This is a genomic window from Bacillus sp. L_1B0_5 (assembly GCF_000836715.1).
In the GTDB taxonomy this organism is placed as follows: domain Bacteria; phylum Bacillota; class Bacilli; order Bacillales; family Bacillaceae_G; genus Bacillus_A; species Bacillus_A thuringiensis_S.
The window spans coordinates 20,444-35,331 of record NZ_JXIS01000099.1; the positions used below are offsets into that span (position 1 = coordinate 20,444).

The following is a 14,888-nucleotide window of genomic DNA, read 5'->3' on the forward strand; positions in this document are numbered from 1 at the left end:
AAAGGTGAAAAATACTCCCTATTGTTTCTACCCTTTTTCCAATTCTTCTTTCATCTTATCATTTCAATATAGAAAGGAGGAATTAATATTGAATTATCTCTTACTTCGTTACAATAAACCTATTTTTATTAGACTGTGTGGTGAATTATTAACCCGAACGACTGAATCTATGCTAGCTATCATTATGATTATTTACGTTAATAAAATGTTAAACGGCAATGTAATAATAACTATGCTGATTTTCGGATTACAGCCACTTTCAGACATTTTGTTTACACTTATTGCTGGAGGGATTACTGATAAATATGGTCGAAAAAAGATTATGTTACTCGGCTTATTGCTACAAAGTGTTGCAATCGGTAGTTTCGTTTTCGCTCAATCCGTTTTTATATTTGCACTGTTATATGTCATTAATGGCATTGGCCGTTCCTTATATATTCCGGCTCAACGTGCACAAATTGCTGATTTAACAAAAAAAGAGCAGCAAGCAGAAATTTTTGCTCTTCTACAAACGATGGGAGCAATTGGATCTGTAATCGGCCCTTTAATCGGTGCAAGTTTTTATAATACTCACCCAGAATATTTATTTATCGTGCAAAGCGTAACCCTTACGATATATGCCGTTGTTGTTTGGACACAGCTCCCAGAAACCGTTCCACCTATAAGTAAGTCAAAACAAACAGTTGAGGCAAGTTCACCAAAGCAATTTGTTTTTAAACATTACGCCATATTCGGTCTTATGGTTTCTACACTTCCTATTAGCTTTTTTTATGCACAAACTGAGACGAATTATCGTATTTTCGCAGAACATGTATTTCCTAATCTCGTATTCATACTCGCATTTATTTCAACATGCAAAGCCATTTTGGAAATCATTCTACAAATCTTCCTCGTAAAATGGTCTGAACGATTTTCTATGGCGAAAATCATCCTTATTTCTTATACCTGCTTTACAATAGCTGCAGTTGGCTTTAGTTATTCAACGACGATATTGTCGTTATTCTTCACCTTACTCTTTTTAGTCATTGGAGAAAGTATTGCTCTAAACCATTTATTACGATTCGTTTCAGAAATTGCACCTCCTGATAAACGTGGGTTATATTTTTCAATTTACGGTATACATTGGGATATATCTCGAACGTGTGGACCAGTTATTGGTGCAGTTTTATTAAGTAAACTAAGTGGTAGTATGCTTTTTTATATTTGCGCTTGCTTCTTATTAGTTGGGGGCATCGTTCAAGCACTGTTTGTTCAACATTTGGAACGTAAAAAAATCGTGAACCATCCTACACATAATTTATAGGTTACTACTTTTTCAGTAGGTCAACATTCCTTATTGGATGCATGCAAAAAAACAAAAGTGAAGTATTTCGCATATGAAAGGAGAAGTTCCTTGTTTACAACTAAAAACACCTCACTTAAAGAAAGTGAGGTGTTTTTGAAATCACTTAATTTCTTATCCTGCCATTTTATTAATACTATCCTCTGGTGAAAATACGGAAATATGATCTACCTTACCAGTCGATTTTGGAATGACAAATTTTAATTCATACTGGTTATTTACTTTGTATACATATATTTTGTCTTCACCATTCTCTTTAACTGAAGATGGTTTTCCTAATGCTTTTTCAATTTCTTGTAATGTAATCGATTTCAGTTCTGCATGATATGAGCGTACATCAAAAACTTGTGACCCTTTATTAAATCCAAAAACAACATTTTTATTTGTAAAAGTTGCATATATTCCGTTCCCTGCTTGTTCGGTTTTATTCGCTTTCCCCCATGCTTTTTCTATTTCTTCAATATCCCCTGTATGGGCTCCAAATGGTACATTAGGTACTTTTCCTTCTTTTGCTAATTCAAACAAATCTTTAACGTGGTTAATCGATTTTTGATTAAATGTTCTATTTTTCGAATCTGGCTCAGTTGATGGTTTTGTTGTTTTTTCATTACTTGGTTTTGCTTCAGGATTTTTCTGTTCTTCTGAAGAATTGCTTTGTTCATTTTTATTATTTTCCAAGGTCGGATTTGTTTCCTTTTTTTCGTCTGTCCCTTTACATGCTGCTAGCGCAAACATGCATGCTAAAGCCAAAAATAACATGACTATTTTCAAATACCCTTTCATCATTTTACCCCCTATTGCATCTTATTCATTTCGATAACCAACCCATTACACTACTTTTCAAATTATGTTTGTTCCAAAAAGTCAGTGCTTCATTCTCTCCAAAGGCTTGTACAAAATATGTTACAAGAGCTGTTCCTAAAAAGTAACCAAGTCTGTTATATCCGAAATAACTACCTCCCGATAAACGGAACCATTCTTTCTCTTTTTCATCTGTCCATCCTTCAACATAATCTTGTAAAAAACGTTTCTTTATTTTCTCTTCATTTTTTTTATAATATTGTAGCCATGGATCCCCGTCACTATTATATGAATAGTAAACAGACTCATTTAAATCTTTAACGATTTTTTTTGATAAATAAGTTGCAACACCTTCACGATACAAACTTACCGACGCATCGGTCCACTCAGCCCTAGTCCAATCCATCCCATTATTTTGTAGCATAACATTATGATATATATGACCTATTTCGTGAGCAGCAATAACACGAAGATGATTCAAATCTGGAGATAATTTTTCTGCCGCAAAAAATATATCTCCAATGATTTCCCTTTCTACAAATGCATTTGAACCAAATCCACCAACGAATAAATGAAATTTCATATTTACATCAAAGTTATATTTATTACGATATTCATTTGTTACCTCTTGAATAATGATTGGTAATGATTCTGCAATAATACGAATATCTTCTATTTTTGCGGGATATTGTTTAATGGCATTTGAAAGACGTTCTTTCGTTTTAGGACAATGATACTTAAAGTATTCTTCAAATATCTCTGAATGTGAAGTAAAGTATCGATTAAGGACTTCTAATTCTAAATCGTCACTTTCCCATAATTTTAAAAAACTTGGAATTATATTGTTAATCACTGTATTCATCTCCTTATTTAAACCTTCTCTTCTCAATGATAATATCCTCTATCTATAACTTAAAACATGCTGTCACAACAGCTCCTTGAAACAGAAAAAAACCAGTAGGAAGTGATTACTCTTTTCCTACTGGTTGAAATGAAATTAAACGGTAAATCTTAGTTTCTTAAAAAATGTAGCGATAGCGCTTTTTACAGTTTCAAAATTATAAGCAAATGCATTATCTCCACTTAATGATGAAATACATGTTAAACCTGCAGCTTTAATAAAAGCTTTTACATCTACAAGCATAGAATTAGCCTCCATGAATTTAATTATAATCATTATAACAGGTGTTTTACGATGCTAACATGAAAGTAATAAATAATCCTACTTAACAAATAAATTTCTATTATTAATTTATCCCGCTATTTGCCGGGCAGTAAGATCCCCACGTGGAAGCAAAGAAGTTAGATGGGGGTAAGGGCTGCCCGTAAAAGCCCGATTGGTAGGGCTAATAATCAGTGGGGATGAACCCCCCCCACTGATTAAAGCTTCACTTTATTTAGCTCAAAGTACACCATTTCAATGTCATATAAAAAAGCTGCCCCAAAAGGACAGCTTTAAATATGTATATTACACTTCGATTGACTTACCGTCTTCAACAATATGATAAAGTAAGTGAGCTAAATGATGAATTGGACCATATTCTTCCTCTTCCTCATCTGTTTCACCTTGGTATTCCAGATCATTTAAGTATAGTGCTAAAAATTGATAGTATAGTTTTAAATCAAATCCATAACACGCAGTTGGTTCTTCATGATCTCCTTCATATTGTAACATTAAGTATTGATCATTTCCTTCTGCATCTTCTGCATCAAAGAATACGAAGAAGCCAACGTTTGTATCTAAATCAAATAAATGACGAGTACCTTTTTCAGTTGCTTTATTGAAGTCCTCTTCACTTAATTTATGTACTGTTGTCGCTTTTGCATTATCTTCTTGATGGAAATTTACTGTAAATGATTTCAATGCTGACACCTCCTGATTGTATAATACTAGCATAACATATAAAAAGGACTGCTTACAAATGTAAACAGTCCTGCTACATTCATTTCCGCATTGCTCGTAGTAAAAAACTCACAATGAAGATCAAAATAACCGCACCAATTAAAGCAGGAATGATTGCAAATCCGCCTATTACAGGACCGAAACTACCAAGTAATTTCGTACCAATCCAAGAACCGATAATACCAGCAATAATATTACCAATTACACCACCTGGTACATCCCTTCCAGTAATTAAGCTTGCAAACCATCCTAATAAACCACCAACGATTAAAGACCAAATCATATAATAACCTCCTTTATATTTAACCAATCAAAATATAATTAGAAACAATTGCTTACCATTAGTTATGTGACATTTTTCATAAGTTATTCATGCTGCTCAACTATAAGATTTTTGAGAATAATACACACCGATAAACTATTTTTCGAACTAACGATTTATCCGACTTGTTATTACACACATTAAGGACAATCTGGCTTCAATATTGTTCGCATAAACTCTTCTTTAAAAGCAGGATAGTTAAAACCAACAGCAATTCTCTGAATCGGCCGATCATCAAACCTTGTTGGTTCAGCTATTTTTCTAAAGTCAGCTACACTTTGGCCCCTAGTCACATCATTTGTCGTACTAATCCACACTGCCGATTTTTTATATTCGAAAATACTATCATTTATAAGCGAGACAAACGGTAGTAAATCGTGTATAGGACTTCCACCAATACCCGGATATTCTTTTTTATAAAAATTCTCATAATAAAAATCAATCATTGGTTTAATGAGTTTCGCCTGTCCAGTTCCTTGTTTATCTATTATATTGGCCATTTCAGGCGTAATAAGCGCACCCTGTGTTACATTTAACGGGTATATAGTAGCGTTTTTCGCATATTTCATAACAATATTTGCTGCAATTGGATCACCATAAAAATTCGCTTCAGATACTGGTGTAACATTACCTGGAAATAGGAAAGCGCCGCCCATTATATAATACGAACAAATACGATCCATTATATTTGGATACAATAAAAATAACGTAGCAAGCGTCGTTAGTCTTCCTGTCGCCACAATTATAATATCTTCTGGACAAGGTTCGATTAATTTGATTAATTCACAAAAATTTTCTCGTTTACAAATTCTCATCTCAGGTGGAATAATAGGACCTAAACCGTGATCCCCATGGATTTCAGGGAAAAACAAAGGTTCTTCAGCTGTCATCGGCCTACTCGCACCTTCAATAATTTTCACTTGTGTAGCATAGTACCTTTCTAAAAAATAAACATTTTCCGTAACGATATCTCGTGATACATTCCCGTACTCTGCAACAATACCTAGAATATCTAATTTACATGTTTTATTTGCATAAATTAACGCTACGGCGTCATCAATACCAAAGTCTCCAAAAAAGATGATTTTCTTATTAACTATTCTCACCTCTCTTCAGCATAATCTACTATTATTATTATGTGAAAAAGACAAGGCGGTGAAACAGCGCAAACTAAAAAAGCCGCCTATTTATTGGCGACTTCAATCTTTTTATAAGACAAATATGCTAGTACATTTTTACTTGAATCGTATTTCGGGTTATTTCCTTTTCTTGGCTCTCTCATATGTGTCTTTTCAAATCCAGGAATGTCCGGCATTTTCCCCATAAATTCAAGCATTTCTTCCTCAGTACCTTCAATGCGTACACGAATCATTATAACTATTCCTCAATTCTCAGTTTCTCTGTACTTAGTATATCGTACTTCAGAAAGACTGCAACACATTTATCTTTTTATTGTTTTACTTTTTTTACATATAAACATAGCCATTTCAGTATAGAACGAATCTACTTTATTATTTTTAAGTTGAATATTAAAATATTCTTTCATTTCGTTTGGTGCTTTCATCATACATTCTGTTAATTTTTCACGCTTTTGTACAGGGACATCCATCATATTACACCACCAGTCAAAATCAAACTTCTTATCAAAAGTAAGACATGACTGCATTTGCAAACCGTTTTTTTCTAATAAAGTAAGCCATTCTGTCTTTTTTAGAGCTCGTTCATGACTTGGGTCCCGCTTTTTTTCTATAAAATTATAAAATGTATCATATTCATTATTTTCTGGCGAAACATTATCTATTAAGATGAACAACCCATTATCCTCCAACGTACGATTTACTTCATAAATAAATTGAGCCGGATTCGTAAAATGATGGGCTGCAATCCGGCATGTAATTGTATCAAAAAAATGGTCTACAAATGGTAAATCCTCTGCGTTTCCTGCTACAAAAGACACATTTTCATGACCATTCTGCTTTATAAAACCTTTTGCTTTTTCTAACATCTGTTCTGTTAAATCAAGTGCAACTACTTCTTCAAACATAGGTGCTAACATATTCGCAACATGTCCGCCACCAGTAGCAACATCAAGAAGACGATTATTATGGCGAGATTCAACTTGTTGAACTACATGCTGTAAGTCCTGTCCTTTAGCATGTATTTTACTATTCACATACTTATCTGCATTTCTGCCAAACTGTTTTTTCACAAGTTCTTCTTTACTCATATTATCATCTTCTTTCTATTGTTATTTACATATACGATTCATATAATTATTACAATTCTCTTCATGTATTTTCAAATCCTCTTTTCATCTCACTTCTCATCACATTTACCTAGCATTAAAATAGCATAATTTTACGTTTTACTATTAAACAAAAAAGGCTACGGGAACTTGTCCCATAACCTGACTAAATATTTATTACATTTTTGTTTCTTCGTATATATCTATATAATATAAATCCTCTTTCAACTTCATAATAACATCTACTTCGTTATAAGTAGCCTCACGAGCATGTAAACCTAATTGATTCATGCCAATCCATATCCACCCAGGTGTATGATATAAAACATCTATGTTAAAATAATCTAATTTAGTAAGCTCCGATGTAATAAATTTATCTTTATTAGCGATTTGTTTATCTAGTAAACCATATTCTTTTCCATTTTCAAATAGTGATATAAATTTCCCTACAATCGGATGTTCACGAACGATAAAATGATATTCCTTTTCCTCTACATTTGCCACAATCAAACGAGAAACAGATAAATCAGCCCCCGAATTCGACATATTTGTTTATTCACCTCCTTATATAGGTTTCTTCGATATAATAACAAATGAATATTCAAATTAAATTAATATAATGTAAAAAATAAAAAAGCTGACTTCCCTATAGAAATCAGCCTTTACAATTTGATCAACTTTATACTTTTACAAATCATTATAATGTTTCTTTTTCCTCATCATTTCCGGAAACTAAACTTCCTATAGCATCTGCTGTTACTTCCACTACAAATTCACAAATACCTGCTACAACTTCTCCAATTACTTCATCCATCTTTTTACCCCCTTATTTTATGTAACTTATTTGTAGTATAAAAGAAATTGATGAATGTAAACTATCGAAAAAGGTGACATAAACCTTACAGAATTGTAAGCTCTTTCATCCCTTTACCTCCCCCCTTTGAAACTCCAAGTATTTTTAGAAGACATATAGGCCATCATAATATGAAGCAAGTAATAATCAAGTATAAGGAGGCGTTTAATATGTATTACGTAAAATTAATTAAAGGTCAATCATTCTACGCTTTTGATCATCGTTTCTTAGTGTCTGAAGAAGAAAAGGTTTCAGAGAAAATTTATAATTACTTACGACGCAATGAATTTTTTGAAGTACGTAAAGAAGAATATTCTGCTTAATTACAAAAAGCATTAAGAAAAACATCATCTTATTGTGATATATTCTTGATGCTTTTATGTAAATTACTTCTTTTCAACAATTGTTGTGTACTCTATTAAAATATTCTAGTATTTGTCCAAGCTAATTCATCACTGCTTTCATATTTTAGTATATGAGGAGGTGACGAACATGACTCATATCATTGATTACCAAGCTACTCAACCTATTAGTAAAACTGGTGAAACAACTTTTGCAATTCCAGCTTCTCCAGATAAAGCAATTCTTGCACAAATTAAATTAAAAATTTCAAGAAGAGACGCACGTAATAATCGTGTGGAATTAATTGCTACAGTTGGAGTTGAAGGTATAACTGAGATTTCACAAGTTTTATTCCGAATTTTCCGTGATAACGTTGAAATTTTCAATGCACAAGTAGGTATTGAATCAACAGACTCTGAACAATTCTACGCTCAAACATTTCAAGCTATAGATCAAGATTTAAACTGCGGCACTCATGTATATTCATTAACTGTAGAAAACCTTACTAGTGGTGCAAGTGCAGAAGTTGTTGGTCCTCTATCTTTTAGCGCTTTAGCTATTGGACAAGAGCGTAAATGTTGCTAAGTGAAATTAATGTTTAATTTTGTACTTGAGAAAAGCAAGACGTAGTTATACGTTCTTGCTTTTTTATATTTATCCTTACTTTCTATTAGCTTTAATCATAATTTTTTGCATTTTGATTCACTTATTTCATCAATTAATACATTAAATTTTTGACAAATCAAAAAGATTGAAATCCAATTATGAAACACGTAATATAGACTCTGACTCTAAAAAAGTTCGTATAAAAATACTACATAAATAAGGAGGTTTTATATACGAGTTTTTCATTTTAAAAGACGGAGAGGTTTTATGTTATGTGGCGTAATAAAAACGTTTGGATTGTTTTAATTGGGGAGTTTATTGCAGGTCTAGGATTATGGCTTGGTATTCTTGGCAACCTTGAATTTATGCAAAAATATGTCCCTTCTGATTTCATGAAATCAGTTATATTATTTATCGGACTATTAGCCGGTGTTCTAGTTGGACCTATGGCTGGCCGTGTCATCGATCAGTATGAAAAGAAAAAAGTTCTTCTTTACGCTGGGTTTGGTCGAGTTTTAAGTGTTATTTTCATGTTTTTCGCTATTCAATTTGAAAGTATCGCATTTATGATTGCATTTATGGTTGCTCTTCAAATTTCAGCAGCATTTTATTTCCCTGCATTACAATCTGTAATTCCACTCATCGTACGTGAGCATGAGTTATTACAAATGAACGGTGTACATATGAATGTTGGTACAATTGCTCGTATTGCAGGTACTTCACTTGGTGGAATTCTTTTAGTTGTGATGAGTTTACAGTACATGTATGCCTTCTCAATGGCAGCATACGCCTTATTATTCCTCTCGACTTTCTTCCTACAATTTGAAGACAAGAAATCAACAGCACCAAGTAAACAAGCTGCAAAAGATAATAGCTTTATGGAAGTATTTCGTATTTTAAAAGGAATTCCTATTGCTTTTACAGCACTTATATTAAGTATCATCCCTCTATTATTTATAGCGGGGTTTAATTTAATGGTTATTAACATTAGCGAAATGCAACATGATCCTACAATTAAAGGGTTCATATATACAATTGAAGGTGTCGCATTTATGTTAGGTGCCTTCGTAATTAAACGTCTATCTGATCATTTCAAGCCTGAAAAATTACTATATTTCTTCGCAGTTTGTACTGCTTTTGCACACCTATCATTGTTCTTTAGCGATATAAAATGGATGGCTCTTACATCATTTGGTTTGTTTGGGTTTAGTGTTGGCTGCTTCTTCCCTATTATGTCGACGATTTTCCAAACGAAAGTTGAAAAAAGTTATCACGGTCGCCTCTTCTCATTCCGTAATATGTTTGAGAGGGTTATGTTCCAAATCGTCTTACTTGGCACAGGGTTCTTCTTAGATACAATTGGGTTACAATATATGGTTCTCATCTTCGGAGTCGTTTCATTATTGATTATTTCTATTTCCCTTTCTAAGCAGAAAGATTATGAAAAACAGCATTCGCAATCTGCGAATTTATAAAATAAACAAAGAAGTATGGATATAATATTGAATCCATACTTCTTTGTTTTATAATACGCCTATTTATTACGTTTATTGAAATTACCTAAAGGAGTATCCCCCTTTTATTTCGAATAGATTATAAAAAGTACTCTTCATAAAAGGAGTGGTAAAGTGTCTGATGGCATCGAAGTATTTATTGTCCTGCTCTTTGCAATTGCTCTGTTTAGCATCCTAAACTTTTTAGCCATTTCCTTATCTGGACATAGTTTAAAAAAAAGAATCGTGGCAGGTTTCATATTTTTACTACTGACTCCCATTATCTTTTTGACTATCACAACATTTGCTTCTATATTCGATAAAGCAGGATTTGGTGCAGGTACTTTAGCCTTTATGATTGCAAGCGTATATATATTAAATGGAATAGTGATCCTGCTTTCCTCTTTATTTATCCTTAAAAAAGACATAACGTAGGCTATAGTACTAGCATGAATCTGACTTTACACTAGATTCATGCTTATTTAATTTCTCCTAAATTTTTATATGAAATTAAATAATTCTTTAAAAAAATTTAAACTTTATTTATTATAATATCCCTATCGTATTCGAACGTTTATTCAAATTTAAAAGAAAGGAGCACAAAATGAAAAAGGTTCTACTTACAATTCCTATACTAATCATCCTACTTAGTGGATGCAGCAATAACGATATATACGGTTCTTGGGAAGTCGTTGACAATAAAAATGGTGAATGCCCTGTATATTATAAATTTGAAACAGTTGTCAAAAAAGAAAATAAAGAGGAAATTGTGCAAAATTTAGTAGAAATGCAAACAACAAAGAATAAAAACGATTTATATAAAGGCTCATTTGTCAAAAATTCTAATGTATATCACATTGATTATGGTAATTCATTTACATCAGAGCAAACTTTAAAAGTTGCCGACGATACATTAAATGTATACTTTTTGACAGCTGAAAAATTATGCACGTATAAAAAGAAATGATTACATTTCAGAGGAAACGCAGAAAATATTTTCTGCGTTATTTCACTTTAGAAATCTTCCACAAATACTTAATAAAAACTATAAAATAACTTAAGTTATATAAAATGAATCATATAATAGATATTTCAATTAACACGTCTACGCTATTTACATCGATACTTTTTCAAAACAGGCTAATCCTTCCTCTAAATTTGTCAATCGTTTTAATTTTCATAAAAAAATGATAAAATGTAAACATGTGTTTTCAGAATAATTAAAAACGCAGAATGAAAGCACTGTTTTTAGGAGGGGTTTTGATGACTTACACGTTAGCAACTAGAATGAAAGCATTCCAATCTTCTATATTTAGTGAATTAGGGGCCTATAAAAAAGAAAAAATTGCAGCAGGTCATAACATGATTGATTTAAGTATCGGAAATCCTGATATGCCGCCCGCTGATTTTGTAAGAGAAGCAATGGTACATACAGCGAGTGAAAAAGAGAGCTACGGATATACATTATCAGGTATTCAAGAATTTCACGAAGCTGTAACTGAATATTACAATAACACTCATAACGTTTTATTAAATGCGGATAAAGAAGTTTTATTATTAATGGGTTCACAAGACGGGCTCGTTCATTTACCTATGGTTTATGCAAATCCAGGTGATATTATATTAGTTCCTGATCCAGGATATACAGCTTATGAAACAGGTATTCAAATGGCTGGTGCAACATCTTACTACATGCCTTTAAAGAAAGAGAATGATTTCTTACCAGACTTAGAAGTCATCCCTGAAAAAATTGCCGATCAAGCGAAGATGATGATTTTAAACTTCCCAGGGAATCCCGTTCCAGCAATGGCCCATGAAGATTTCTTTAAAGAAGTAATCGCATTCGCGAAAAAGCATAATATTATCGTTGTCCATGATTTTGCTTATGCTGAATTTTATTTCGATGGTAATAAGCCAATTAGCTTTCTCTCTGTACATGGTGCTAAAGAAGTTGGCGTAGAAATCAATTCTTTGTCAAAAAGTTATAGTTTAGCTGGTAGCCGTATTGGATATATGATTGGAAACGAAGAAATTGTTCGTGCACTTACTCAATTTAAATCCAATACCGACTACGGTGTATTTTTACCAATTCAAAAAGCGGCATCTGCAGCACTAAGAAATGGCGCTGCATTTTGTGAGAAAAACCGCGATATTTATCAAGAACGGAGAGATACTTTAGTCGATGGATTCCGAACATTTGGCTGGAATGTCGATAAGCCAGCTGGTAGTATGTTTGTCTGGGCTGAAATTCCACAAGGATGGACTTCTCTAGACTTCGCTTATGCATTAATGGATCGTGCGAATGTCGTTGTTACACCAGGTCACGCATTTGGACCTCACGGAGAAGGCTTCGTACGTATTGCACTCGTTCAAGATAAAGAAGTGTTGCAACATGTTGTTGAAAACATTAGAAATAGCGGCATTTTCGTCCTTGAAAAAGTAAATGAATTAGTTAAAAATTAGTTCCCACTCCCCTGCTTAACTTTAGCAGGGGTATTATTAATTGGAGGTACTTTCATATGCATATTAAAGACACACTTCCCCATCGTTATCCATTTTTAATGATTGATAAAGTAACAAATGTAAAACAAGATGAATTCGTTACAGGATATAAATTCATTACAAATAACGAATGGTTTATAAATGATAGTCACAAACATATGCCTCATATGTTAATTGTAGAAGCACTTGCTCAGCTTAGTGCATTTGTACATACAAGTGATTCTGAAGGACTAGGATTCCTCTCCTCTTTAGATGGAGTTGAATTCCATGGAAAAGCATATCCCGGTGATAAACTTGATTTACATTATGAGCTAACGCGCAATCGCCGAGGTTTTGTTCTTGGTAAAGGTATTGCAACTGTAAACGACCAGCCTATTGTAACTATAGAAAAACTATTAATATATCAAGCAGATTAAAGTGTTCCTTATATCAGTTGGAAATATCTATTCTCAACCAATTAAATAAATAGGAAAACATATTACGTAGTTAGGAGCAGGAAAATGGAACGTACTATCGGTATCGATGCTGGAGGCACATTAACGAAAATAGCTTATTTTAACGAAAAAAAGCTATTAACTTTTAAAAAATTTTATTCTCATGAACAACATAAAATAATAGATTGGATTAAAAACAACAATGGCATAAAACAAATATGTATTACGGGTGGTAAATCGAAATTATTACAGCAACTGCTTACAGGTTCATATAAAATAATAGAGCTAAACGAATTTGAATCTACTCTTGCAGGTGTCCAATACATATTAAAAGAAGAAAAACATACTATAAACAATTTTATTTTAACCAATATCGGTACAGGTACTTCTATCCATTACGTTTATAATGAACAATATATTCGCGCTGGTGGAACCGGAGTTGGCGGTGGGACTATTATGGGACTTTCAAAATTGTTAACAAATATAGATCATTTTGAAGATGTAATCCCTCTAACAAAAGTAGGATCTAGAAAAGAACTAGATATTACGGTTGGAGATATTTATGGTGGTATTCTTTCCCCCATCGATAATAACTTAACTGCTAGTAACTTCGGAAAAGCAGCCATTACAGAATCAAATAATAGTAGCTCCGATATACTAGCTACTGTGCAAGGACTTGTCGGTGAAGTCGTTACTGCATTAAGCCTTCAATTCGCTGAAACAAAAAACATTGAACATATTATTTATATTGGTTCGACTTTATGTAATAACGTACAACTTCAACATATTATTAGTAGCTACACCGAATATCAAAATAAAACACCAATCTTTTTACAAGATGGTGGTAATAGCGGTGCAATTGGTGCATTACTTCATGCTACGAAATAAAAAGCTGACTTTTGTCAGCTTTTTAGAAATGGCACTTCAAATTCAATAATTGATTCCCCGTTCTCTCCAATTCGCTCCACGCTTATTCTATCAATCACACAATTTAACTTCCCATGAAAACTAGCAATCTCCTTCACTACTTCAGCAGCTAATTCGGCACTCTCTTTTCTTCCGACTGTTACATGCGGGATGTACGGAATGTCTTCTTTCAAAAATTGTAATAAAGGTCCTGTATATAGAATATTATGTAGTTCCTCTATTTGTTCTTTTCCCCTTTCAACTCGTAAAAACAAATATTCTCTTTCACTAGTAATTTGATTCTTAAATTCAATTTCTATATTCTGTATCGGTTTTGATACATTTATAATATGTAATTTCAGCTCATCATTTGAAATCGAACTTTCAAATGGGAATACAATTGTAATATGCGGTGGAATTAATCCAAATAAAGGATCATGTTTTTGCCTAATGTTCTCGATTTCGCTAATGAACATGTTGTTTAGAAAAAGTAAAATTGTACGCATTTTGATACTTCCCACTTTCTCGCGTAGTTTTTATATTTATCATATTGAATAGTAACTTGCACTTCAACAAATTATTTCGCTTACACATAAAAACAAAAAACTTCTCAAATAAGAAGTTTTCATATAGCATGATTATTATTTTCCCGCCAAACTTTTCTAAACTTTATATAACAAGCAATTCTCCATGGAATAATATACGAGACAGCAACAACGTAAAATAATAAACCAATCGTTTGTTGATCTAAATCAACGATAAATTGTCTTGAACCATATCTTAAAACAACAAGCGCAATAAAAGTAATTAAAAAAGCTGCACTTTTTTTCGTATAAATATTCCCATCATCTCTTCGCTCATAATTTGTTAATACTATAAGCGGCACAGCAAAAAGCACACCAATAAATACCGCTATAATTACTTGTAATATAGCTGGATGTACGGGACCTAAAAACCACACTATACCTGGTGTTAAAAATAGTAATGGCCATAAAATACGTTTTCCCGATCCCTTTATTGGCTTATGCATGGAGCGATAACGACGCCAAAATATTAGTAGTGCAATGCATAAAAAGACGGTTATTAGTGAGGACGTGTCTCCCATATATTTTCCTTCTCCCTAAAAGAATAATCTATCA

Annotated in this window: 20 protein-coding genes; 9 read left to right on the forward strand and 11 right to left on the reverse strand. The window is 32.8% G+C overall.

What is annotated here, in order from left to right; genetic code table 11:
* The first annotated feature begins 88 nt into the window (after positions 1-88).
* A complete protein-coding gene (locus tag RT27_RS25615; RefSeq protein ID WP_029442585.1) occupies positions 89-1,303 on the forward strand; it encodes an MFS transporter in 1,215 nt (404 codons plus the stop codon).
* A gap of 153 nt (positions 1,304-1,456) precedes the next feature.
* Here RT27_RS25615 and RT27_RS25620 read toward each other — a convergent pair whose 3' ends face one another.
* From RT27_RS25620 to RT27_RS25660, 9 genes are all read right to left on the reverse strand, one after another.
* Positions 1,457-2,128 (reverse strand): YjgB family protein, encoded by a 672-nt coding sequence (locus RT27_RS25620; RefSeq protein ID WP_042968965.1) that lies wholly within the window; start codon positions 2,126-2,128, stop codon positions 1,457-1,459.
* 22 nt (positions 2,129-2,150) lie between these two features.
* Complete coding sequence (locus RT27_RS25625) at positions 2,151-3,005, reverse strand: aminopeptidase (RefSeq protein WP_043938085.1); 855 nt, start codon at positions 3,003-3,005, stop codon at positions 2,151-2,153.
* A gap of 135 nt (positions 3,006-3,140) precedes the next feature.
* Positions 3,141-3,287, reverse strand: a complete 147-nt coding sequence (locus tag RT27_RS25630) for a hypothetical protein (protein WP_029442588.1) — start codon at positions 3,285-3,287, stop codon at positions 3,141-3,143.
* Between the two features lie 324 nt (positions 3,288-3,611).
* Positions 3,612-4,007 carry a hypothetical protein gene (locus RT27_RS25635; protein ID WP_000834885.1) on the reverse strand — a complete coding sequence of 132 codons (396 nt, stop codon included), beginning with the start codon at positions 4,005-4,007 and terminating at the stop codon, positions 3,612-3,614.
* Positions 4,008-4,086: 79 nt separating this feature from the next.
* Complete coding sequence (locus tag RT27_RS25640) at positions 4,087-4,329, reverse strand: GlsB/YeaQ/YmgE family stress response membrane protein (RefSeq protein ID WP_000638310.1); 243 nt, start codon at positions 4,327-4,329, stop codon at positions 4,087-4,089.
* A 179-nt stretch (positions 4,330-4,508) separates the two neighbouring features.
* Positions 4,509-5,474, reverse strand: coding sequence for a nucleoside hydrolase (locus tag RT27_RS25645; RefSeq protein ID WP_043938024.1), 966 nt, complete (start codon positions 5,472-5,474; stop codon positions 4,509-4,511).
* 77 nt (positions 5,475-5,551) lie between these two features.
* Complete coding sequence (locus RT27_RS25650; RefSeq protein WP_000621885.1) at positions 5,552-5,740, reverse strand: DUF3970 family protein; 189 nt, start codon at positions 5,738-5,740, stop codon at positions 5,552-5,554.
* 69 nt (positions 5,741-5,809) lie between these two features.
* Positions 5,810-6,595, reverse strand: coding sequence for a class I SAM-dependent methyltransferase (locus RT27_RS25655; RefSeq protein WP_016081223.1), 786 nt, complete (start codon positions 6,593-6,595; stop codon positions 5,810-5,812).
* Positions 6,596-6,790: 195 nt separating this feature from the next.
* Positions 6,791-7,159 carry a hypothetical protein gene (locus RT27_RS25660; protein WP_029442590.1) on the reverse strand — a complete coding sequence of 123 codons (369 nt, stop codon included), beginning with the start codon at positions 7,157-7,159 and terminating at the stop codon, positions 6,791-6,793.
* A gap of 477 nt (positions 7,160-7,636) precedes the next feature.
* Here RT27_RS25660 and RT27_RS34095 point away from each other — a divergent pair, with 477 nt between their 5' ends.
* The 8 genes from RT27_RS34095 to coaW all read left to right on the forward strand — a co-directional run bounded on the left by RT27_RS34095 (position 7,637) and on the right by coaW (position 13,731).
* A complete protein-coding gene (locus RT27_RS34095) occupies positions 7,637-7,789 on the forward strand; it encodes a YqbF domain-containing protein (protein WP_000291907.1) in 153 nt (50 codons plus the stop codon).
* Positions 7,790-7,958: 169 nt separating this feature from the next.
* The gene (exsC, locus tag RT27_RS25670; RefSeq protein WP_016081220.1) at positions 7,959-8,393 is read left to right on the forward strand and encodes an exosporium protein ExsC; all 435 of its coding nucleotides are present in this window, start codon (positions 7,959-7,961) and stop codon (positions 8,391-8,393) included.
* Positions 8,394-8,686: 293 nt separating this feature from the next.
* A complete protein-coding gene (locus RT27_RS25675) occupies positions 8,687-9,889 on the forward strand; it encodes an MFS transporter (RefSeq protein WP_043938026.1) in 1,203 nt (400 codons plus the stop codon).
* A 153-nt stretch (positions 9,890-10,042) separates the two neighbouring features.
* A complete protein-coding gene (locus RT27_RS34910; protein ID WP_043938028.1) occupies positions 10,043-10,342 on the forward strand; it encodes a hypothetical protein in 300 nt (99 codons plus the stop codon).
* Between the two features lie 169 nt (positions 10,343-10,511).
* Positions 10,512-10,874: a hypothetical protein gene (locus RT27_RS25685; RefSeq protein WP_043938030.1), complete on the forward strand. Its 363-nt coding sequence runs from the start codon at positions 10,512-10,514 to the stop codon at positions 10,872-10,874.
* A 296-nt stretch (positions 10,875-11,170) separates the two neighbouring features.
* Complete coding sequence (locus RT27_RS25690) at positions 11,171-12,370, forward strand: LL-diaminopimelate aminotransferase (protein ID WP_043938032.1); 1,200 nt, start codon at positions 11,171-11,173, stop codon at positions 12,368-12,370.
* Positions 12,371-12,426: 56 nt separating this feature from the next.
* Positions 12,427-12,825, forward strand: a complete 399-nt coding sequence (locus RT27_RS25695; RefSeq protein ID WP_029442594.1) for a 3-hydroxyacyl-ACP dehydratase FabZ family protein — start codon at positions 12,427-12,429, stop codon at positions 12,823-12,825.
* Positions 12,826-12,909: 84 nt separating this feature from the next.
* Positions 12,910-13,731: a type II pantothenate kinase gene (coaW, locus tag RT27_RS25700; protein WP_043938034.1), complete on the forward strand. Its 822-nt coding sequence runs from the start codon at positions 12,910-12,912 to the stop codon at positions 13,729-13,731.
* A gap of 14 nt (positions 13,732-13,745) precedes the next feature.
* On the opposite strand, the gene RT27_RS25705 is transcribed toward coaW, so the two are convergent.
* On the reverse strand, positions 13,746-14,255 hold the full coding sequence (locus RT27_RS25705) for a 2'-5' RNA ligase family protein (protein ID WP_043938036.1): 510 nt from the start codon (positions 14,253-14,255) through the stop codon (positions 13,746-13,748).
* A 119-nt stretch (positions 14,256-14,374) separates the two neighbouring features.
* Positions 14,375-14,854, reverse strand: coding sequence for a cytochrome c biogenesis protein CcdC (locus RT27_RS25710; RefSeq protein WP_029442597.1), 480 nt, complete (start codon positions 14,852-14,854; stop codon positions 14,375-14,377).
* Between the last annotated feature and the right edge of the window lie 34 nt (positions 14,855-14,888).

Bases quoted from the DNA above. Each gene is read 5' to 3' on its own strand.
- RT27_RS25620 (WP_042968965.1), bottom strand. From the start codon at position 2,128: ATGATGAAAGGGTATTTGAAAATAGTCATGTTATTTTTGGCTTTAGCA.
- RT27_RS25625 (WP_043938085.1), bottom strand. From the start codon at position 3,005: ATGAATACAGTGATTAACAATATAATTCCAAGTTTTTTAAAATTATGG.
- RT27_RS25630 (WP_029442588.1), bottom strand. From the start codon at position 3,287: ATGCTTGTAGATGTAAAAGCTTTTATTAAAGCTGCAGGTTTAACATGT.
- RT27_RS25640 (WP_000638310.1), bottom strand. From the start codon at position 4,329: ATGATTTGGTCTTTAATCGTTGGTGGTTTATTAGGATGGTTTGCAAGC.
- RT27_RS25650 (WP_000621885.1), bottom strand. From the start codon at position 5,740: ATGATTCGTGTACGCATTGAAGGTACTGAGGAAGAAATGCTTGAATTT.
- RT27_RS25655 (WP_016081223.1), bottom strand. From the start codon at position 6,595: ATGAGTAAAGAAGAACTTGTGAAAAAACAGTTTGGCAGAAATGCAGAT.
- RT27_RS25660 (WP_029442590.1), bottom strand. From the start codon at position 7,159: ATGTCGAATTCGGGGGCTGATTTATCTGTTTCTCGTTTGATTGTGGCA.
- RT27_RS34095 (WP_000291907.1), top strand. From the start codon at position 7,637: ATGTATTACGTAAAATTAATTAAAGGTCAATCATTCTACGCTTTTGAT.
- exsC (WP_016081220.1), top strand. From the start codon at position 7,959: ATGACTCATATCATTGATTACCAAGCTACTCAACCTATTAGTAAAACT.
- RT27_RS25675 (WP_043938026.1), top strand. From the start codon at position 8,687: ATGTGGCGTAATAAAAACGTTTGGATTGTTTTAATTGGGGAGTTTATT.
- RT27_RS25685 (WP_043938030.1), top strand. From the start codon at position 10,512: ATGAAAAAGGTTCTACTTACAATTCCTATACTAATCATCCTACTTAGT.
- RT27_RS25690 (WP_043938032.1), top strand. From the start codon at position 11,171: ATGACTTACACGTTAGCAACTAGAATGAAAGCATTCCAATCTTCTATA.
- RT27_RS25695 (WP_029442594.1), top strand. From the start codon at position 12,427: ATGCATATTAAAGACACACTTCCCCATCGTTATCCATTTTTAATGATT.
- coaW (WP_043938034.1), top strand. From the start codon at position 12,910: ATGGAACGTACTATCGGTATCGATGCTGGAGGCACATTAACGAAAATA.
- RT27_RS25705 (WP_043938036.1), bottom strand. From the start codon at position 14,255: ATGCGTACAATTTTACTTTTTCTAAACAACATGTTCATTAGCGAAATC.
- RT27_RS25710 (WP_029442597.1), bottom strand. From the start codon at position 14,854: ATGGGAGACACGTCCTCACTAATAACCGTCTTTTTATGCATTGCACTA.